Origin of the sequence: Micromonospora zamorensis (assembly GCF_900090275.1) — a bacterium.
Taxonomy (GTDB): Bacteria; Actinomycetota; Actinomycetes; order Mycobacteriales; family Micromonosporaceae; genus Micromonospora; species Micromonospora zamorensis.
Genome location: NZ_LT607755.1, coordinates 4,105,863 through 4,126,184, shown reverse-complemented (window position 1 = coordinate 4,126,184; position 20,322 = coordinate 4,105,863). Strand labels below are relative to the sequence as shown.

General features: G+C 71.6%; 17 protein-coding genes. 4 read left to right on the top strand and 13 right to left on the bottom strand.

The window, feature by feature from the left end; genetic code table 11:
- Positions 1 to 41: 41 nt before the first annotated feature.
- From GA0070619_RS18045 to GA0070619_RS18015, 7 genes are all read right to left on the bottom strand, one after another.
- Positions 42 to 1,082: a LacI family DNA-binding transcriptional regulator gene (locus GA0070619_RS18045; protein ID WP_088949138.1), complete on the bottom strand. Its 1,041-nt coding sequence runs from the start codon at positions 1,080 to 1,082 to the stop codon at positions 42 to 44.
- Positions 1,083 to 1,444: 362 nt separating this feature from the next.
- A complete protein-coding gene (locus GA0070619_RS18040; protein WP_088949137.1) occupies positions 1,445 to 2,353 on the bottom strand; it encodes an amidohydrolase family protein in 909 nt (302 codons plus the stop codon).
- Positions 2,350 to 3,159, bottom strand: a complete 810-nt coding sequence (locus tag GA0070619_RS18035; RefSeq protein WP_088949136.1) for a metal-dependent hydrolase — start codon at positions 3,157 to 3,159, stop codon at positions 2,350 to 2,352. Before GA0070619_RS18035 ends, GA0070619_RS18040 begins: the two co-directional genes overlap by 4 nt.
- A 103-nt stretch (positions 3,160 to 3,262) precedes the next feature.
- Positions 3,263 to 4,900 carry a serine/threonine-protein kinase gene (locus GA0070619_RS33135; protein WP_231927089.1) on the bottom strand — a complete coding sequence of 546 codons (1,638 nt, stop codon included), beginning with the start codon at positions 4,898 to 4,900 and terminating at the stop codon, positions 3,263 to 3,265.
- Positions 4,901 to 5,019: 119 nt separating this feature from the next.
- Positions 5,020 to 6,738, bottom strand: a complete 1,719-nt coding sequence (locus GA0070619_RS18025; RefSeq protein WP_231927088.1) for a serine/threonine-protein kinase — start codon at positions 6,736 to 6,738, stop codon at positions 5,020 to 5,022.
- An 83-nt stretch (positions 6,739 to 6,821) separates the two neighbouring features.
- Positions 6,822 to 8,156 (bottom strand): glycosyltransferase family 4 protein, encoded by a 1,335-nt coding sequence (locus tag GA0070619_RS18020; RefSeq protein ID WP_172862068.1) that lies wholly within the window; start codon positions 8,154 to 8,156, stop codon positions 6,822 to 6,824.
- 137 nt (positions 8,157 to 8,293) lie between these two features.
- Entirely contained in the window at positions 8,294 to 10,237 is a 1,944-nt protein-coding gene (locus GA0070619_RS18015) for an amylo-alpha-1,6-glucosidase (protein ID WP_088949135.1), read from the bottom strand.
- Positions 10,238 to 10,279: 42 nt separating this feature from the next.
- On the opposite strand from GA0070619_RS18015, the gene GA0070619_RS18010 reads away from it, so the two are divergent.
- The gene (locus GA0070619_RS18010) at positions 10,280 to 12,988 is read left to right on the top strand and encodes an MGH1-like glycoside hydrolase domain-containing protein (RefSeq protein ID WP_088949134.1); all 2,709 of its coding nucleotides are present in this window, start codon (positions 10,280 to 10,282) and stop codon (positions 12,986 to 12,988) included.
- Between the two features lie 382 nt (positions 12,989 to 13,370).
- On the opposite strand, the gene GA0070619_RS18005 is transcribed toward GA0070619_RS18010, so the two are convergent.
- Positions 13,371 to 13,673, bottom strand: coding sequence for a hypothetical protein (locus tag GA0070619_RS18005; protein ID WP_088949133.1), 303 nt, complete (start codon positions 13,671 to 13,673; stop codon positions 13,371 to 13,373).
- A 116-nt stretch (positions 13,674 to 13,789) separates the two neighbouring features.
- Positions 13,790 to 14,167 (bottom strand): DoxX family protein, encoded by a 378-nt coding sequence (locus tag GA0070619_RS18000; protein ID WP_088949132.1) that lies wholly within the window; start codon positions 14,165 to 14,167, stop codon positions 13,790 to 13,792.
- Between the two features lie 178 nt (positions 14,168 to 14,345).
- Between GA0070619_RS18000 and GA0070619_RS17995 the strand changes: the two genes are divergently transcribed.
- Positions 14,346 to 15,230: an RNA polymerase sigma-70 factor gene (locus GA0070619_RS17995; protein ID WP_088949131.1), complete on the top strand. Its 885-nt coding sequence runs from the start codon at positions 14,346 to 14,348 to the stop codon at positions 15,228 to 15,230.
- A gap of 24 nt (positions 15,231 to 15,254) precedes the next feature.
- Here GA0070619_RS17995 and GA0070619_RS17990 read toward each other — a convergent pair whose 3' ends face one another.
- Positions 15,255 to 16,457 carry a low temperature requirement protein A gene (locus tag GA0070619_RS17990; protein ID WP_157744046.1) on the bottom strand — a complete coding sequence of 401 codons (1,203 nt, stop codon included), beginning with the start codon at positions 16,455 to 16,457 and terminating at the stop codon, positions 15,255 to 15,257.
- Positions 16,458 to 16,647: 190 nt separating this feature from the next.
- Between GA0070619_RS17990 and GA0070619_RS17985 the strand changes: the two genes are divergently transcribed.
- Positions 16,648 to 17,271 (top strand): TetR/AcrR family transcriptional regulator, encoded by a 624-nt coding sequence (locus GA0070619_RS17985; RefSeq protein WP_231927087.1) that lies wholly within the window; start codon positions 16,648 to 16,650, stop codon positions 17,269 to 17,271.
- Positions 17,272 to 17,314: 43 nt separating this feature from the next.
- On the top strand, positions 17,315 to 18,025 hold the full coding sequence (locus GA0070619_RS17980; RefSeq protein WP_088949128.1) for an HAD family hydrolase: 711 nt from the start codon (positions 17,315 to 17,317) through the stop codon (positions 18,023 to 18,025).
- Positions 18,026 to 18,368: 343 nt separating this feature from the next.
- Here the strand turns inward: GA0070619_RS17980 and GA0070619_RS17975 are convergent, their stop codons facing one another.
- From GA0070619_RS17975 to GA0070619_RS17965, 3 genes are all read right to left on the bottom strand, one after another.
- Positions 18,369 to 18,644 (bottom strand): hypothetical protein, encoded by a 276-nt coding sequence (locus tag GA0070619_RS17975; RefSeq protein ID WP_088949127.1) that lies wholly within the window; start codon positions 18,642 to 18,644, stop codon positions 18,369 to 18,371.
- A 47-nt stretch (positions 18,645 to 18,691) separates the two neighbouring features.
- The gene (locus tag GA0070619_RS17970; protein ID WP_088949126.1) at positions 18,692 to 19,123 is read right to left on the bottom strand and encodes a RusA family crossover junction endodeoxyribonuclease; all 432 of its coding nucleotides are present in this window, start codon (positions 19,121 to 19,123) and stop codon (positions 18,692 to 18,694) included.
- 186 nt (positions 19,124 to 19,309) lie between these two features.
- Positions 19,310 to 20,014: a VOC family protein gene (locus GA0070619_RS17965; protein WP_088949125.1), complete on the bottom strand. Its 705-nt coding sequence runs from the start codon at positions 20,012 to 20,014 to the stop codon at positions 19,310 to 19,312.
- Positions 20,015 to 20,322: the final 308 nt, after the last annotated feature.

The following is a 20,322-nucleotide window of genomic DNA, read 5'->3' as shown; positions in this document are numbered from 1 at the left end:
CTGGGCCCGTCGTCGCGTTGCAGCGCGGCGGCGGGCTGTTCCTACTGGTCAGCCCCCATGGGTTGGCGGCTTCGTGGTGCGGCGGTCGAGCCCCGGATCTCCAACGCGCAGGGCAGCAGTTGCTGGTGACGGTGGTCGCCGGGGTCATCCAGGTGGCGCGTCAGCGCCTCGATCGCGATCCGACCGATCGCCGAGCCGGGTGAGGTCATCGCCGTCAGCGCCGGGGTGGCCAACTCGGCGACCTGCGGCGAGGTGACCATCGAGACGACGGAGACGTCGTCGGGCACCGACAGCCCGCGGCCGCTCAGCTCACCGAGGATGCCGAAGATCGCGGTCTCGTTCATGGCCAGCACGGCGGTCAGCTCCGGGGCCTGCGCGAACGCGGCGGCCAGGGCCGCGCGCCCGCCGGCGGCGCTGTCCTCGGCCGCGATCATGACCGGCTCCAGGCCGTGCCCGGTCATGGCCGCGGCAAAGGCGTCACGGGTACGCAGCGCGGGCCCGTAGCCGCTGGCCAGCGTCGCGGCCGAGTGGTTGACGTAGACGATCTGCCGGTGCCCGAGGCCGACCAGGTGCGCGACGGCATCCCGGACGGTCTGGTCGAAGTCGATGTCGACGTACGAGAGCGTGCTGGTGTCACCGGTGCGGCCGATCAACACCAGTGGCACGCCGGCCTCCTGAAGCACTGTGACCCGCTCGTCGGCCAGCTGGACCTCCATCAGCACGACGCCGTCGAGCATCCGCTGGCTGGCCAGTCGCCGCAGCTCGCCGGGGTCACCCCCGCCGACCGGCGAGAGGACCAGGTGATAGCCGGCGGCGCTGGCCGCCGCGGCGGCACCGGTGACGAAGGCCGTTTCGGTGGCGCCGAGCCCGCGTTCGTCCATCGGCATCAGCAGGCCGAGGATCCGGCTGCGCCTGCTGGCCAGACCGCGGGCCATCGCGTTGGGCTGGTAGTCGAGCTCGGCCATCGCCGCGAGCACCTTGTTGCGGGTGGCCTGCGAGATCGGCCGGGTGCCGGTGAGCACGTACGAGACGGTGCTGACCGAGACCTGCGCGAGGCGGGCGACGTCGTGCATGGTGGCCATCGCGTTACCTCCTCCGGCCGGGGGGTTGGGATCGCTCCCAATTCAGCGTCGAAACGCTTCGACTAAGCGGTTCGACAGGACGCTAGGCCACCTGTTACGGCGACGTCAATAGCCGATGTCGAAAAGAAGTCAGGTGCCGCCCGAGGTGCCCCGCAGACTGCCCGCGTCGTGATCCGGTGCGCAAGATCCGAGCAACATCAGGGATGTTGCTGCCTCGCGCGAGCCGGAGGCAGCAACATCCGGGAAGTTGCTCGGATCTTGGTGCGGGGTGCGGGGTGCGGGGTGCGGGGTGCGGGGTGCGGGGTGCGGGGTGCGGGGTGCGGAGGGTGCGGTGCGGCGGGGGGACGGCGCGGCGGGTCAGGTCAGGTCAGGTCGAACATCGCGGCCGCGTTGTTCCAGCAGACCGCGCGCAACCAGTCGTCGCCCAGGTCGAGCCGGGCCAACCCGGTGAGCTGGTCGGCGTACGGGTAGGGGATGTTGGGGAAGTCGCTGCCCAGCAGCACCTTGCCGGACAGTCCCAACTCGCGCAGCCGGGGCAGCTCGTCGTCGGGGAAGGGGACGAACTGGTCGAAGAAGGGCGTGAAGGCCATCGTGGTGTCCAGCCGGACCCGCTCGTACGCCTCCGCGAGATCCAGGAACGCCCGATAGTCCGGGGCGCCGAGGTGTGCCACCACGGCGGTCAGCCGAGGATGGCGGGCCAGCAGCTCGCCGAACTGCTCCGGGCCGGTGTGCGCGGTGCCCACGGGTGCGTGCCCGGCGTGCACGACCACCGGCACACCCGCGTCGGACAGCATCCCCCACACCTGGTCCAGCGCCGGATCCGTCGGCGAGAAGCCGCCGACCTGGACGTGCACCTTGAACACGCGGGCCCCGTCGGCCAGCGCCGCCTCGACGTAACCGGGCGCGTCCGGTTCGGGGAAGAAGGTGGCCGAGGGCAGGCAGCCCGGGGTGACCCGGGCGAAGTCCAGCGACCACCGGTTGAGGTCCGCGGCCATGCCCGGCCGGTGGGCGTACGCCAGGGCGCTGAACGCCCGCACGCCCAGACGCTGCAGGTACGCGACCCGCTCGGCGTCGCTCCACCGGTACCGGATCGGCCACTCGGTGCCGACCAGTGGGCCGGCCGCGTCGAAGTACGCCCAGATCCTGCGCAGCAGGCGCGGCGGTAGGAAGTGCACGTGCACGTCGGCCAGGCCGGGCAGGCCCAGTCCGCGCCAGAATGCCGGCACCCGCGCGTCGGCGGCTGGCGGCGGCTCCGGTGCCGGATCGGTCATATCTCGATGTCGAACCGGCTCAGCACCGAGGGCGCGATCAGGCCGACGGTCGCGAGCGCCGAGACGGCGGTCAGGGCGAGGCGCATCCCGACCACCTCGGCCTTGCTGCCGACCCGCAGGGCGATGCTGTTCGGCAGGCCGATCATCATCCACATCCGCCGTTTGATCGGGATCGGCCAGAGGATCGGCACGCCGGCCCGGGTGATCATGTCGCCGAGGATGTGCACGAAGCAGCCCACCCCCAGGGCCGTGCCGATCAGCGGATAGCCGCGACCGCCCGGCAGGTTGGCGAAGGTGAACCAGGCCGCCCCGGCCGACGCGAGGGTGATGATCACCCAGCCGGCGCGTTCCGCCCACTCGTCGAACAGCCCGCGCAGCGCCAGGCCGAACATGAAGAACAGGATGGTGATGACCGCCCACTTGCCGTACGCGGCGCAGAGCGCTGTGGTGCCCCAGCCGACCAGCACTGTGAACGGCAGGGTGTGGGTCAGCGTCCGGTGCCCGTTGTTGCGACGCGGGTCCCTGCTGAGCTTCGTGGCGTAGTAGACCCCGAGCGAGATCTTCTCCATCACCTCGGCGGCGAAGAGCGAGAAGACCCCGAAGGTGCGGGCCACGGTGGCCCCACCCTGGTTCCTGGTCACCTTGCCCGACATGTCGAGGTCGGGAAAGAGCGCGCCGCCGGCACACACAGCGGTGCCCACCGCCAACGCGAGCGGCGACTGGTGGTAGTCGGCGAACTGGTCCAGTGCCCAGGACCCCGCCAACCACACCGCCGCGCCGGACAGCGCGTGCTGTGGTCCCATCATCTCGGCTCACCCTCCCCAGGGATCTTGAGCGCCCAAAACTACGCCACTGTAGTCAGCCTCGGCGTCGCAGGGGCATCACCCGGAAGGTCCACATCGGACGCTGTCAGAGAGCGGGGGTGAAGCTCTGCCGGATCATCGGCAAGTATGCCGCGTTGACCTGCCAGTCGAACTCTTTTGTCAACCACGAGACGGTGTAGGAACGCTCGGCCGAGGTGTTGGCCAGCAACCGGAAACTGTGCACCTGTTCGCCTGCGGCGTTCTCCCAGCCGCACTCCCAGACGGCGCCACCCTCGAAGATGTCCATCGCGGAAATGTCCACCTTGCGATAGCCGGGGAGCAGCCCGTCACCGGTGGCGAGTCGCGCCTCCTCGGCCTTCCAGTACGCCACCGGGTCGGCCCGCACCGGCCCGGACTCGACGCTGAGCACCCGGGCCCCGCCCGTCTCCCGGAAGCAGGTCACCGACCCCTCCGTCCAGCGCGCCCAGCCCACCGGCGCGGCGATCCGGAAGCCGGTCGGGTCGTCGTGCCAGGTCCAGCCGTCGCGTAGCCGGTACCGTGCCTCGGTCGGCGGCGCGACCGACGCCACCGGAGTGGACGTCGGCGGCGGTGGCGGTGGTGTCGCGCAGGCGAACGCGGCCGGCCGGGCGCTCGACGCGCCCCCACCGGCACCGGACGGTGGCGTCCGCTCGTCGTTGCGGTAGACCAGACCCACGGTGACGCCGCTGGCGACGAGGAGAGCGGTGGCCGCGCCGCCGAGAGCGATCAGGCGTCGTCGGCGTCTGCGGGGGCGGCTCGCCGGCCGACCGGCCGACGTCGGCGGGTGGTCGGGCGCACCGGCCGTGTCCACCGGAGCGGGCGATCTGGTACGGCTCGCGCTCCGCAGCGCCGCCACCGCCGAGGACATCGGCGGCGCGGCCGGCTGGTCGGGCTCCGCGGCCGCCTGCCGCAGCAGCGGCTCCGCCTCCGCGGCGGTCAACCGTCGCCAGGGGTCGCGTTGCAGCAGGCCGAGGAGCACGGGGCGCAGCGGCCCGGCCCGCCGCATCGGGTCCGGCGGCTCGGTGGCCAGCGCGCTGAGCGTCGCCATCGCGCTCGACCGGGCGTACGGGGACTGGCCCTCAACCGTCGCGTAGAGCGTCGCGCCCAACGACCACAGGTCGGTGCGTGGATCCGACACCCCTTCGCGGGCCCGCTCGGGGGCGACGAACTGCGGTGAGCCGAGCACGGTGCCCGGCCCGGTCATCGCACCCTCACCACCGTCGAAGGTGGCCAGCCCGAAGTCGGTGAGCACCACCCGGCCGTCGTCGGCCACCAGCACGTTGTGCGGCTTCACGTCGCGGTGCAGCACCCCGGCGGTGTGCGCGGCCCGCAACGCGGCCAGCACCGCCAACCCGACAAGAGCGGTGCGCTGCGGGCTCAGCGGCCCCTCGGCGCTGATGATCTGCTGCACCGACCGGGACTGCACGTACTCCATCACGATCCAGGGGCTCTCCCGGTCGTGCACCACGTCGTAGATGCGGACCACGTTGGGGTGGTTGAGCCGCGCGGCGGTGCGAGCCTCGCGCAGTGTCCGCAGTCGCAGCTCCTCGCGCTCGGCCTCGGCCAGCCAGGACGGCGGCACGACCTCCTTCACCGCCACGTCGCGATGCAGCATCTCATCGCGAGCAAGCCACACCCGGCCCATCCCGCCGGTGCCGACCAGGTCGAGCAGCCGGTACCGACCCGCGATCAGCAACTGCTGCACGGTCGCTCCCCCTTGGTCACCCCGGGTTACACGATAGCTACCGCGCCCGCTCTTTTCATCCGCTGAGCGGCCTCGATCCACGCCGGACGGTAGTCCGGATCATGACTATACGGTGCAGGTCAGGGGGGTGGTCGGAAACTGTTTCGCACTGCCGTCCAGTCCGCGCCGGCCCTGGTCCAGTCCCTGTCGTCGGTGATCCAGGCCAGCGTCCACCGGCCTGCGCCGGCGACCTGTTGCCGGGCGTGCAGCCATGCGCCGTACGGGGCCTGCCAGCGGCACTCCCACTCCGCCCCTCCGTCGGCAGCGGCGAGCCGGATCTCGTCGTACCCCGGCAGGGCGCCGGCCTGGGCAGCCACATCGCGGACCGTGCGGAGTCGGACCAGCGGGTCGGTGTCGTCGCCGCTGGCGACGCTGAAGGCCCGGCCGGTGGTCGGGTCCTGGAAGCACGCCACCGCGCCGTCGCGGGAGTAGTACCAGGTCGCCGGCACCGCAACCCGGAACCCGATGGTGTCGGCGTGCCAGACCCAGCCGGGTGGCGGGCGGAACCGTTCGCCCGCCGCGGGGGCGCCGGCCAGCACGGGCGCACCGGCCGCCTTCGGACGGACACACGGGAAGGGTGGCGGAGGAATGCCCGGGCCTCCCGGCGGTGGGCCGGGGCGGTCGGGGTCGTAACCGGGGCCCGGCCCGCCCGGGCCGCCACCACCGTCCGGCGGCCGTGCGGTGGGCCGGCCGGCGGTGTCCCTGGGCTCGTCACCGGTGACGGCCATCGCGGTGCCCACGCCGGCGGCGGCGGCCACCACCAGAGCCACGGCGATCAACGCCGCCCGGCGGATGGTGCGCTGCCGGGCTGGCGGGCGGGAGGCCGGTGGGGTGGAGGCCGGTGGTGTGTCAGCCGGCGCGTTCAGGGCCCGGTCGCCCGGGTGCGCCGGCGGGTCGGGCTCGGGCAACGGGATCGTGAGGTCCTGGTCGTCCGGGTCATGCGCCTCGGGCCGGTCGCCCGAACCTGTCGACCCTTCGGCGGTCGGTTCGGTGCGCCCGGTCGCCGCGGCGGTGAGCAGCCGATGGGCCGCGTCGTGGTCGAGGCGGTCGCGCGGGTCGCGGCGCAGCAACCCGGCGAGGACCGGCGCGAGCTGCCCGGCGTGCGGAGCCGGGTCCGGCGGTCCGGCGGCCAGTGCGCTCAGGGTGGCCATGGCGGTGCTGCGGGCGTACGGGGAGCGGCCCTCTACCGCCGCGTGCAGGGTCGCACCGAGCGACCACAGGTCCGCAGCCATCGTGGACACTCCCTCGGCGGCTCGCTCCGGGGCAACGTACTGCGGGGAGCCGAGGACCATGCCGGGGCGGGTCATCGCACCGTCGCCGCCGTCGAAGGTGGCCAGCCCGAAGTCGGTGAGCATCACCCGCCCGTCGTGCGCCACGAGCACGTTCTGCGGTTTGATGTCGCGGTGCAGCACCCCGGCGGTGTGCGCGGCGTGCAGCGCGTCGAGCACGGCCAGGCCGATCCGGGCCGCGCGGGCCGGATCGAGCGGCCCCTCGGCGTCCACCACGTCCTGAAGGGTGCGGGACGGGACGTACTCCATCACGATCCATGGGCTGCCGTCGACCGCGACGACGTCGTAGAGCCGGACCACGGCGGGGTGGTTGAGCCGGGCTGCGGCGCGCGCCTCCCGCAGGGTGCGCGAGCGCAACTCGTCCCGTTCGCGATCGGCCAACCAACTGGGCGGCACGATCTCCTTGACCGCGACCTCGCGATGCAGCATCTCGTCGCGGGCACGCCACACCCGGCCCATGCCCCCGCGACCCACCAGGTCGAGCAGCCGGTACCGATCCGCGATCAGCACCTGCGCACGCACCTCCTCAGCCGCTGTCCGGGCTACACCCTAACCAGCAGATCGGAAGTCACCAATCGGTCGTCCGCCTCGGCTCAGCAGGCGGCGTGGCCGTCGCGCGCCAGAAGGTTGCCCTCGGGGATGGCGATCCGGGTGCGCCCACCGGCCAGTTGGGCTGCCGCCCGACGGGCCTGCAACGGGCCGTGTTCCCTGCGCGCGGCGGCGTAGCTGGCGGCCGTACGGGCCGCGATGGTGGCCCACCCGTAACGCTCGCCGACCATGGTGCGGGCCCGGCGGGCCACCCGCCGGGCGAAGACCTCGTCGCCGAGCAGTTGACCGACCGCTCCGGCGAGCGCGTCCGGGTCGCTGTGCGGGAACGTCACCCCGGTGACACCGGGCTCGACGATCTCGGCGAGACCGCCGGTCCGGGCCACCGCGAGGGGCGCCCCGGCGGCCGCCGCCTCCAGCGCCACCATGCCGAACGGCTCGTAGAGGCTGGGCACCACTGTCGCGTCGGTGGCACCGAGCATGGCCGGCAACTGGGTGGAGTCGAGGAAACCGGTGAAGCGTACGGTCGAGCTGAGCGCCAGCCGTCGGGCCTCCGCCTCCAACTCGGCGCGGTACGGCCCATCGCCGGCGATCACCACCCGCAGCCCCGGGTGCCGCTCGCGGAGCCGGGGCACCGCGTGCACCAGGTGCTGGACGCCCTTCTCGTAGACCAGCCGCCCGGCGTACCCGACCAACGGGCCGTCCCCGGCGAACCGTGCGCGGGCCGACGCGACCGCCCTCGGCCGGGCCCGCCAGGCCCTGTTGTCGACCCCGTTGGGCACCACGTCGACCTGCGCGGTCGGTACGTCGAACAGTGCGGTGACCTGGTCGCGCATGTACCCCGAGCAGGTGATCACCCGGATGGAGGAGCCGCTGAGCCAGTGCTCGACGCCGTGGATGGTGCGGTTCATCTCCTCGGGGAGCCAGCCCTGGTGTCGGCCGGCCTCGGTGGCGTGGATGGTGGTGACCAGCGGCAGGTCCAGGTGATCGGCCACTGTGATGGCTGTGTGGGCGACGAGCCAGTCGTGGGCGTGGATGACGTCGTAGGCGCCGGCTTCGGTGGCGCGCAGGGCGGTGCGGGTGAGGGTGTGGTTGAAGGCCATGGTCCAGGCCAGCAGGGAGCCGGTGGCGAGGGGGAAGGCGACCGGGTCTTCGGGGGCGCGCAGGATGCGCACGCCGTCGGCGTACTCCTCCAGGGGCGCGCCGTCGGCATGACGGGTGACGACGGTGACCTCGTGGCCGGCGGCGGCGAGGGCGACGGAGAGCGCGTGCACGTGTCGGCCCAGGCCGCCGACGAGCACCGGCGGGTACTCCCAGGAGAGCATCAGCACCCGCAGTTGCCGGGCGGCGTGGATGTCGATCACGTGGGCGTCGGGTGACATGCGGTCCCCTTTGAGTTGTCCCCGGGCGCGCGCCGACCGACACCGGAGTCGATGTCGCCGTCGCGTCTGGATCGGGGCCAATCCTGCCGGGATCGAGATAACCAGCGGAGACACCACCGTTGCGGTCGTGTAAAGCGCTACTGGCCCTTTCGGCGCACCCGCAGCAGCTCGGCCACCGACCACGCCTGGAATGGGCAGCCGGTCGCGGCGTGCGGCGCGAGGCCGTCGGCCGTCTCGCTTACCGAGCCTAGCCCATATTCGGTCAGATGGGCCTCAATGCCGATGAATACGTCATCGACCGACATCTTGCTCCGGCGGCACGCGTCCACGTACGGCCCGAGCAGCCAGGGCCAGACCGTGCCCTGGTGGTAGCCACCGTCGCGCTCGGCAGGACCACCCCGGTGCCGGCCCACGAACTCCGCCGAATCCGGGGCGAGGCTGCGCGGGCCGAGCGGGGTGAGCAGACCGTTTCCGACGCGGCGGAGCGTCGCCTCGTCCGGCTCCATCGGCGCGTACGGCAACGACCAGGCCAGCAGTTGGTTGGGTCGCAACGCGTCGTCGTCGTGCAGGGCGGCTCCACCGAGCGGGTACGCCGGCGCGGGCGCGTCCAGCACGTCGTGCAGCCAGCCGGTCGGCGACGGGAAACGCTCCCGGAACGAGGCGGTCGCCTGCCCGTGCCGTCGCCACAGCTCGTCCGCGTCCTGCCCGGCCAACTCGCTCAGCTCCGCGAGCCCGGCCAACCCGTTGATCCACAACGCGTTGACCTCGACCGGCTTGCCGGTACGCGGGGTGACCGGCACCCCGTACACCCGGGCGTCCATCCAGGTGAGCGCGGTGCCGGGGGCGCCCTGGGTGAGCAGCCCGTCGGCCGGGTCGACGGAGATCCCGTACCGGGTGCCCGCCACGTGGGCGTCGATCACGGCACGCAGCGCGGGCAGCAACTCGTCACCGAGGTCGGTGTCACCGGTGACGGTGACGTGCCGGCTCACCGCGTGCAGGAACCACAGCGTGCCGTCGACGGTGTTGTACTCCACCCGACCGGTGTCGGCCGTGTTGGCCAGCATGCCCTCGGACAGCGTCGCCGCGTACGACCGCAGCAGCTCCCGGCCCTCGTCGGCGCGAGCCGTGCAGAGGAACAACCCCTCGTACGAGATCATCGTGTCCCGGGACCACGCCCCGAACCACGGGTAGCCGGCGACCACGTCGACGGCCCTGCCCCCGGGCCGCACCACGAACGCGTCCGCGGCCAGCGTGAGGGTGGCGTCCACGTCGTCTGCCGGCTTCGCCGCCGCCACCACCTGCCCGTTGCGCCGTCGGGCCGTCTCCACGATCTCGGCGGCCGGCGGCGGCTCCTCGTCGAGTCGACCGGCCCAGGCCCGCACCGACACCGTGTCGCCGGGGCGTTCCAGCTCGCCGACGAAGCGTCCCGCGTACCAGAGGTCCTCGTCCGCGTTCAGACCACGGTTGGCCTCCTCGCGGTGGTGCACGCCCAACCACCACTGCCCCTCGGGCGCCCAGCCCGGGCCGGCCAGCCGGTACGCGCCCTCGACCACCGCGCCGTCGGCCACCGCCTCGACCTGCGGGGTCGGGCCGTCGGCCCGCCGTTCGCCGTGCGCGTCACGCCAGGTGCAGGCGGCCGACAGCTCCAGCCGGACGGGCCCGCCGGCGACCAGCCGGTGCACCACCGCCACGCAGGAGCGGCCGGGCAGCATGGCAAGCTCCCGTTCGATCACCACCGCGCCGATCCGCCACCGCCACCGGGGCAGCCCGTCGACCAGGTCGAAGCGCTCCAGCAACTCGAAACCGCGCGGGTCCACGACGCCGGAGGACCACTCGTGCGCGCCGAGCCGTACCCGCGCGCCAGACGGCAGCGTGACCGCCGGGTCGAGACTGACCAGTCCCACCTGGCGGGAGGCCGGAGTTTCGCCGGGCACCACCAGCAGACCGTGGTAGCGGCGCGTCCGGAGCCCGCCGACGGTGCCCATCGCATATCCGCCGAGGCCGTCGGGAACCAGCCACTCCCGGCTCGCGGCGCTGGTCAGATCGCCGCAGACCTGTGGGCCGAAGTGCATGTCGATCAACTTTCCTCCATCGGCGGCGGGGTGTAACACGCCACGACGAGAATGGCCGCTGTGGTCAAGTACCGCGGCGACGTCAAAGATGTGCACGTGATCACTGACCGATCGTCCTCCGACGCCTCGCCACCCGACGCTGAGCGGCTCCGGCTCGCCCAGGCCGACTCGGGGGAGCAGGACTGGCGCGCATGGGGTCCCTATCTGTCCGAACGGGCGTGGGGGACGGTACGGGAGGACTACAGCGAGCACGGTACGGCCTGGGACTACTTCCCGCATGACCACGCGCGGTCCAGAGCCTACCGGTGGAATGAAGACGGGATGGCCGGCGTCTGCGACGACCGACAGACCTTCGCCTTCGCCCTCGCGCTCTGGAACGGCAAGGACCCGATCCTCAAGGAGCGGATGTTCGGCCTCGGCGGCGACGGCGGCAACCACGGCGAGGACGTCAAGGAGTACTGGTGGTACGAGGACTCCACGCCCACCCACTCCTGGATGCGCTGGCGCTACCACTACCCCCAGGCAGCCTTCCCGTACGACGAACTCGTCGCGGTGAACGCGTTGCGCGGCCGCGACGACACCGAGTACGAGCTGGTGGACACCGGGATCTTCGACGACGACCGGTACTGGGCGGTGACAGTCGACTACGCCAAGGCGTCCCCGACCGACCTCTGCATGGTGGTGACCGTCGCCAACCGGGGCGACCGGGCGGCGACCCTGCACGTGCTGCCCACCCTGTGGTTCCGCAACACCTGGGCCTGGGGCCTGCCCGGCGGCGACCGGATCCCGCGACTGACCGGCCAGGGCACCCGGCTCGTCGGCGAGCACCGGGTGCTCGGCCAACTGCTGCTGGAGGGCGACGGCGGGCCGGTGCCACTGCTCTGTGACAACGACACCAACGCCGAACGACTCTGGGGCCTGCCCGGCCGCTCGCCGTACCCGAAGGACGGCATCAACGACCACGTCGTCAACGGCGCGGCCACTGTCAACCCCGCGCGGGAGGGCACCAAGGGCGCGCTGCACTACGTGCTCGACGTGCCGGCCGGCGGGCAGCGCCAGATCCGGCTGCGGCTGACCCGCACCGCGTCACCACCGGCCGCCGCGCCGCCGCCCCCGGCCGACCTCAGCGACGGCTTCGAGGCCGTGGTCTGGGCGCGGCGGGCCGAGGCGAACCGGTTCTTCGCCGGGGTGATCCCGCCGGCCGCCACCGCCGACGAGGCGCTGGTGGCACGGCAGGCCATCGCCGGCCTGATGTGGGGCAAGCAGTTCTACCACTTCGACGTCAAACGCTGGCTCGAAGGCGACCCGGGCTCGACACCGCCGCCGGCCGGTCGCCGACACGGGCGTAACAGCGCCTGGTGGCACATGACCAGCTTCGACGTCATCTCCATGCCCGACCCCTGGGAATACCCGTGGTACGCGGCCTGGGACCTGGCCTTCCACTGCGTGAGCATCGCCCGGGTCGACCCGGGCTTCGCCAAGGAACAACTGCTGCTCCTGCTCCGCGAGTGGTACCTGCACCCCAACGGGCAGATACCGGCGTACGAGTGGGCGTTCGGTGACGTGAACCCGCCGGTGCACGCGTGGGCGGCGTTGAAGGTGTTCGAGATCGACGGCGGCCGGGACTACGACTTCCTGGCCCGGGTGATGCACAAGCTGCTGCTCAACTTCACCTGGTGGGTCAACCGCAAGGACACCGGCGGCAACAACGTCTTCGAGGGCGGCTTCCTCGGGCTGGACAACGTCGGCCCGTTCGACCGCTCGGCGGCGCTGCCGGTCGCCGGTGTGCTGGAGCAGTCCGACGGCACCGGCTGGATGGGCATGTACGCGCTCAACCTGCTGGACATGGCCATCGTCCTCGCCGAGCACGACCGGACCTGGGTGGACACCGCCACCAAGTTCTTCGAGCACTTCGCGTACATCGCCGCAGCCGCGTACGAGCAGGGACTGTGGGACGACGAGGACGCCTTCTTCTACGACGTGCTGCGCCTCGCCGACGGCACGAAGGTGCCGCTGAAGGTCCGTTCGGTGGTCGGGCTGCTGCCGTTGGCCGCCACCACCCGGCTCACCGCGAAGACCCTGCACCGCCTGCCGGAGCTGGGCGCGCGGTTGCGCTGGTTTCTCACCAACCGCCCGGAGTACGCCCAGGTGATCGGCACCCGCAGGCTCGGCCCCGACGGCCGGCAGCAGCGGCTGCTGTCCATGGTGGGCCCGGAGCAGGTGGTCCGGCTGCTCGCCCGGATGCTGGACCCCGAGGAGTTCCTGTCCGACTTCGGCCTGCGTACGCTGTCCCGCGCGCACCTGGACAAGCCGTTCTCGGTCAGCCTCGGCGGGCAGGAGTTCTCCGTCGGCTACGAACCGGCCGAGTCGACCAGCGGCCTGTTCGGCGGCAACTCGAACTGGCGCGGTCCGATCTGGATGCCGACGAACTTCCTGCTGATCAGCGCGTTGCGCGACTACGCCGCGTTCTTCGGCGACGACCTCCAGGTGGAGTACCCGACCCGCTCCGGGGTGAAGCGGACGCTGGACGAGATCGCCGACGACCTCTCCGCCCGGCTGATCTCGCTCTTCACCCAGGACGACTGGGGGCGGCGGCCCATCTACGGCGCGTGCCAGCTCTTCCAGACCCACCCGGACTGGCGGGACCTGGTGGCGTTCCCCGAGTATTTCCACGGCGACAACGGGGCCGGTCTGGGCGCCTGGCACCAGACCGGCTGGACAGCCCTGGTAGCCGATCTGATCCTCACCCTGCGCCGCTGACCGTCAGCGTTACCCGCCCGCCCCGCCCGCCCGCCCCGCCCGCCCCGCCCGTCCGCCCGCCCGCCCCGCAAGATCCGCGCAACTTCGCTGATGTTGCTGTCTCGGAGCCGCCGAAGGCAGCAACATCAGGGAAAGTGCGCGAATCTTGCAGGTGCATCCGAGCCCCGCCGCTCACGGCGCGAATATGCGCTTCCTTCACTATCGTCATCGGCTGTGGGGGAGTCGGTGAAACCGGTGGGTGAAGTCCACGTCCTCGGGCAGTCGCGGGCCTGGCCCGCCATCGCGATCCCGAGCGCGGCCCTAGTCGTGATGAAGGCCCATCTCGTGTGCCAGGTCCTCCGGTCTGCCCCACCGCGAACTCGCGTGCAGAACGCGAAACGCGCTAGTCGTCCCTAGCAACCTGCCCGGCGTTCCATCGGTGGCGGCGGAATGCCGCGACTGCGACAGCCACCGCGACGAGCAGTGCGGTGGCGCCCTTCCAGGCACGCTCGAACCACGGTCGGTCGTCGCCGAACGCCGCCTCACCAGCTGTCATGAGCCAGAGGCCCACCCACGCCCACTGCCAGCCGCGTGGCCGGGAGAAATGTTTCGGTGAGTCGGAGCTTGCGCCGTACACAGCAACCGAGGCGCCGATGACGATGAGCAGCGGCGGCCCGAAGCGCGAGACGGCCTCCCACAGGGACACCGAGCGATCATGGCAGCCGTCCCATCAATCCACCAGGGCCGATTCTCGCTGAGGTCTGGGAGGAGCGGGCACGGATCTGGCGGCCGGGAACGGGTCTCCCGGGTCAGGCCATTCCGTTAGAAGGGCTCGGGTCCGAGTCGGCCCCAGGCCACGAAGGCGGCCAGGGCGAGGTAGAACAGATTCAGCACGATGAACTTCGCCTCGTTGTGACGCAGGTGGGTGATCATCGCGCCGATCATCAGCAGCACCCAGCAGACGGCGGTCACCGGCACCAGCACCGGTGCGATGTCCAGCACGGCGGGCAGGATCAGACCGGCCGCGGCCAGGGTTTCGAGGACACCGAGGGTCTTGACGAAGCCGACACTCGCGGTCGCCGTCCACCCTCCGCCGTTGGCCCGGGCCAGCTTCTCCTTAGGTACGAACGTCTTGGTGATGCCGCCGGCCAGGGCGACTGCGGCCAACAGTCCGGCCGCGATCCACAGAGCCAGGTTCATGATCTTCCTTCCGGTTCGGGTCGAACACGAGACACCGCCGGCCCGCTCGTTGTGACGGCTCGACACGTGACGTGGCGCACGGCGCGGCGGTGTCACACCAGGCGGGGGAGCGGTGTCCTGTGGGCGGCGCAGCCGAGATCGACGAGACTGGAGGCGGCATGGAAGCCGGGGAGAAGTCATGAGTGAGGGCGGCCCTGCTGTCGAAGCGTTCGTCGCACACCGGAACCTGCTCTTCACTGTCGCCTACGAGATGCTCGGCTCGGCCGCCGACGCCGAGGACGTACTCCAGGAAACCTGGCTGCGGTGGGCGGACGCCGACCTCGCGATGGTGCGGGATCAGCGCGCCTACCTGGTCCGGATCACCACCCGCCAGTCGCTCAACCGGCTGCGGACGGTCGGCCGGCGCCGGGAGTCCTACGTCGGCTCGTGGTTGCCCGAGCCGCTGCTGACCGCGCCCGACGTCGCCGACGACGTCGAGCTGGCCGAAAGCGTCTCGATGGCCATGATGCTGGTGCTGGAGACGCTCGCTCCGATCGAGCGGGCGATGTTCGTACTCCGTGAGGTCTTCGACCTGGCCTACGACGAGATCGCCCAGGCGGTCGACAAGAGCCCGGCCGCGGTCCGCCAGATCGCCCACCGGGCGCGGGCGCATGTCGCTGCGCGTCGACCCCGGGGAGTGGTTTCCGCGGCCGACACCCGGCGGGTGCTCGACGCGTTCCAGCGGGCGATCGAGACCGGCGACGTGCAGGGCCTGCTCGACGTCCTCGCGCCGGATGTCGTGCTCGTTGGCGACGGCGGCGGTATCAGACAGGCGCTGCTGAGGCCGGTCGCCGGGGCTGACAAGGTGGCCCGCCTGTTGGCCAGCAGGCAGTTCCAGGTCGCTGCCCTGTCGCTGCACCCGGCCCAGGTGAATGGCTTCCCGGCGCTGGTGTTCCGATCCGACGGCGAGATCGACACGGTAGTGGCGCTACGCATCGACGATGGCCTCGTCAGCGGGCTCTATGCCGTGCGTAACCCGGAGAAGCTGTCGCACATGCGGAGCGAGAACGCGCTGCGCCGGTGAGCCGCGACCCTCGGCCGTCGGCAACTAGAACGGAGGCGTGGGCGTCTCCGCTGGCTGTCGACGTGAGCGCCGTGTGTCCGCTGTGACGACGCCGAGCAGCACCACGGCGGCCGCGGCGCCGGCGGTGAGCGGTGCGAGGTGCACCGTCACCGGCACCAGCAGGCCGAGGGCGAGCAGGCCGGCTGTCCGGGAGCGGGAAACCCGGGCGAACACCTGGTACTCCAGGGCCGAGCGTCCGGCGAGGAAGAGCGCGGGGCCGCCGAGGATGGCGATGAGCCAGACCGCCGGGAGGTGCCCGAGCGGTTCGGTGATGAACAGTTCGAAGCCGACGCCGGTCAGCACTATCCCCGCGATCATGACCATGTGGGCGAACGCCATCTCGGTAGCGAGCCGTGCGGCGTTGCGGGAGCGGTCGATGGCCGCATCCAGCACCCCTCCCGCCGCATGGAAGTAGATCCGCCAGAGCAGGACGGTGCTCGCCAGCGCCAGGACGAATCCGCCCGTCTGGTCGGCGTGGAACTCGCTGCCGCTGAAGGCGAGCCCGATGACGAAGATCGCCTCGCCGAGCGCGATGAGGAGGAACTGCTGGTAGCGCTCGGCCAGGTGCTCGGCCGCGATCATCTGGACGCCGAGCCGTTGCGCGCCGAGCCGGGGGGTGGGCCACCCGAGCAACAGCCCGGTGTAGTCGATCAGCACGGCGGCGGTCCAGAGAGCCGCGCGAACCGTGCCGTCGTTGACCAGCCCGCCGACCACCCAGAGCGGTGCACTCAAGGCGAACCAGAACAGGATCCGGATGGACTGTTGCGGATCCGGTCGGCCGTGCCCGGCGACGTGGAAGTAGACCACTCGGCCGATCTGGAGGGTCACGAAGGTGATGGCGAACAGTGCGGCCCGCGCGCCGAAGGCGTTGGGCACCGCGACGGCCATCGTCATGGAGCCGACCAACGTCATGACGATCACGGTCTGGACGACCGGCGCCTCCGGGTCCAGCCAACTGGTCGACCAGACCGTCACCGACCAGACCGCCCACAGCGCCAGGAACAGCAGCAGAGCCTGACCGAGGCCCGCGTAGACGCCGCGCTGGCCGTCGGTGAAGTCGGCGATCAGGCGAGCGGAGATCCGGGTTAGGGCGAAGACGAAGACCAGGTCGAGGAAGAGCTCCAGAAAGGTCGCCCGCTGCCGAGTGGCCCCGCTGCGCAGCAGCCCGTCGCTGGACTGCCTCCTCATCGGCCTGCCACGGGCCGGCGCCGTCGAACGACCACGTGCCCTCCCGTCCCGGTGATCTCCTCGCTCAACGAGCAACGGGTGGGCTGTGGCACGCGGAGAAAGAGACCGGCCGCAGGGGCTTTCCATCCCCAACAGTCACCAATCCGTCACCGGGCAGGTACGACGGGTGTGCACCCTTACGCTCGTGGGCGTGCCCGGACCTGCCGAGAAGGCCACCGAACAGGACCGGCGCGACCTCATCGTCGCGGTCGCGCGAGAGCTGGCCGAGGCGGAGGGCTGGGCGGGGGTGACCACCCGACGGCTGGCCGAGCGGGCCGAGATCGACGTCGGAGACCTCTACCGGCACTTCGCGGATCTGGAGGCGTTGCTCGCCGCCGTCGCCGTGTGCGCCTTCGCCGACTTGGCCGCCGACCTGGCGGAGGCGCACGCGGAAGCCGTCGACGGTCCCGAGGGGGCCTGGCCGGCGGTGGCGACCGCGTACCTCGACTTCGCGTACACGAATCCCGAGGTCTATGACGCGATGCTCGCGCTGACCCCCGACCTGGCCCTCGGCGTCGATGGCGTGCCGGCCGCGCCCAGGGCGGTCTTCGCCGAGCTGCGGGCGGCCCTGACCCCGCTGGCCGAGGGGCGTGACCCGGACGTGCTGGCCGAGATGAGCTGGAGCCTGCTGCACGGTGTGGTGATGCTGACCAGGGGTGGGCGGCTGCGCCCCGACGCGCAGGAGGAGCGGGAGACGATGATCGCGGAACGGTTGCTGCGGTGGCCCCGACCGGTGGGCGGAAAGTCGCTGGGTACGTCGAACGATCTGCCCTAAAGTCCCCGATCGTCGGAGGAGTTGATCACGAGGAGCTGGCGGCATGACGGTGGACGCGACTGCGCGGCGGCAGGCGAAGGTGCTGATCTTCGATGCGGACGACACGTTATGGGAGAACAACGTCGTCTTCGAGCGGGTGATCGACGACTTCCTGGCCTGGCTGGATCACCCCACCCTGGACCGGGCCGAGTTGCGGGCCGTTCTTGACGACATCGAGCGGGCCAACGCGGTGGCGCACGGCTACGGCAGCAAGGTGTTCCTGCGCAGTCTGGCGGAGTGCCTGGAGCGGCTGCGCGAACGGCCCGCGACTGAGTTCGAGCGTCAGGAGATCGACCGACTGGCCGTGGCACTCGTCGAACACCGGGTGGAGCTGATGCCCGGTGTGGCCGAGGCGCTCGACGAACTGGCCGTCCGGCACGAGCTGCTGCTGCTGACCAAGGGGGATCAGGCGGAGCAGCAGCGCAAGCTCGACGCCTGTGGCCTGCTGCACCACTTCCGGGCTGCGCACATCGTCGCCGAGAAGAACGTCGAGACCTACCGGTGGCTGGTGCGGGAGCACGGCTTCGACCCGTCCGGTGCCTGGATGATCGGCAACTCCCCGAAGTCGGACATCCTGCCGGCACGGGCTGCCGGGCTGAACGCGGTGTTCATCCCGAACGAGAACACCTGGGTGCTGGAGGACGACGAACTGGACCCGACCGACACCGGCGTCCTACGGCTGGCCTCGTTCCGCGACCTGCTGCGGCACTTCTGACCCCACCGAAGCCGAACAGCGCCCGCGATCATGATCGTGTTACGCCCACATGCCGGTTTTTCACCCTGGGGTAAGTCACGCCCCGGGCCGTACGGCTCGGCTTGTCCGGCCGTCGCGGCCCCGCCTAGCCTGGGCCGGCGTTCACGACCCTTCGAGGTGTGTCGGGGCGCACCGGCGTTCGGCGGGTGGGCACCGTGGAGCTGAGTGCAGAGCGGCCGGCTATCCCCGTTGCCGCGCGTGGCCCCGTGCCACGCCCGAGCGGCGGGGCGCCGTAGCTGTCCGCTCCTCTGCCGGACAGCCGGGGGTCAGGGCCGGGTAGTTGCGGACCCGGTCCTGACCCGACTCAGCCGGCCTCGCCCCGGACGATCGCCACCGCCACTTTGCAGAACTCGTCCATGTCCGGGTTGAACCCGGCCGCGATGTCGGGATGCAACCCGGAGCGGGTCTCCTCCAACAGTCGCTGGCAGACCTGCTCGACCGGTTCACCGGCGTAACCGCTGCGGATCCGGTCGGTGGCCGCCTGAAGCGCCGAGGTCAGCTGGTCCTCCAGCGGGCCCCGCAGCTTCTGCTGCACAGGGTCGAGCCCGCGGGGGTCGAGCGTGACATGTGGCTCCGACATCGGTGCTCCCTTCGTCGGCGTCCGCGGTACCCCACCACGGACGTCGGTCAAACCCCGGTCGGTACGGCGGCGACCCGCACCTGGTACGAAAAGTCCTCCGCCGGCTCCTCGTGGTACGACAATCGGCGGATCTGCCGGTCGTCGGTGTAGAGGGCGACGTCCACCAGGACGCCGAGGTGGGTGAGGCCGATGGACGACACCCGCTTCTTGTCCTGCAGGACCGCGCAGACGCCGCCGAGCAGGGTGCTGGCGTCGGCCGTACGGTGCCCGGGCGGGCAGCGCAGGACCAGGTCCACCTCGATCGGCCCGGGCAACGGCGTCCAGCCGGTGCGCTGGGCCGCGGTGAGAGCGGCCTGGAGCAGGGTGCGAACCCTCGTCGCCTGCCGATGCCCGGCGGCGAAGATGGACAACGCTTCGGTCTTGACCGGTGGCAGGCCGCTCACCTCGAACGTCAGGGCGAGAGCGCGGGTGTCCTGCACGACGGCACCTCCTCGTTGGGACGATCCTGCCGAACCGGGGCAGCGGCGGTGGGACGTTCCCGCGATTACCAACCGATCGGGCAGGCTGGGGGTCGGCCGGAGGCGTGTCGACGGCGGCGGCGAACGCGCTGACTGCGGCGCTAGGAAAACGCTAGCTGACGTCGCCCGCGCTCGGTAGTCGGTCGTTCACCCGGTTGGCCGCGGCATGAAGGCGCAGAACTCGTTGCCCTCCGGGTCGGCCAGCACCCACCACCAGTGGGCCTTGTCGACCGGCTCCCGCAGCAGGGTCGCACCCGCGGCGAGCAGCGCGGTCGGCTCCGGGTCGACCAGGTCGACGTCCCAGTGCAGCCGGTTCTTGACCGTCTTCGGCTCGGGCACCCCAGCGAACACCCAGTAGTCCCAGGGGAACCCGGACGCGCCGACCACCCCCGCGTGGGTCCCCTCGTCCTCGACGGTGCCGCCGACCACCCCGGCCCACCAGGTCGCCTGCGCGACCGGGTCGATCGAGTCGACGACCAGCTCGAACGGGCCCGGCCGGGCGCCGTCGCGGGCCGGGAACGCACAGAACGGGTTGCCCTCCGGGTCTTCCAGCACCCACCAGGTCACCTCGCCGCTCGGCTCGTGGACCAGTCGGGCGCCGTCCGCGAGCAGCGCCGCCGGGTCCGCGTCGGCCAACCGCAGATCCAGGTGTACGCGGGTCTTGCCGACTCTCGGCTCGGGCACCCGGTTCACCCAGATCGACTCGGCGTTCGAGCGCGCCGAGCGCGGGTCCACCCGGGTGTCGCCGTCGCCGGCATCGGCCACGTCACCGTCGAGCATCCGGGCCCAGAAGGCGCCCAGCGCGAGCGGGTCGGCGGCGTCCAGACAGAGGTCCTTGAAGCGTGCGATCACCGTCCCAGCATGCCTGGTCCGGGCGGGCCTGTCCGCGCACGACCCACCTCGACCTCCAGCGCCGCCGTCCTTCCAGGGTCTGCGGTCTTCCGTGCCCGCCGTCTCCTGAGGCTGCGGTCCCAGCGCTTGATCGACTCGGCTTCCTGGAAGGCGGGGTTTCCCGGCGCGGTGACACCGCGGTTTCCGGGAAGCGGAGTCGATCAAGCGCGCGGGCATTCAGGGCACGGCGAAGACGTCACGTCGTCGCGCCGGCTCTCGGTGTGACAGCCAGGTTTCGCGACTCCGCAGGTGGGGCAGAGTAGCCGCAC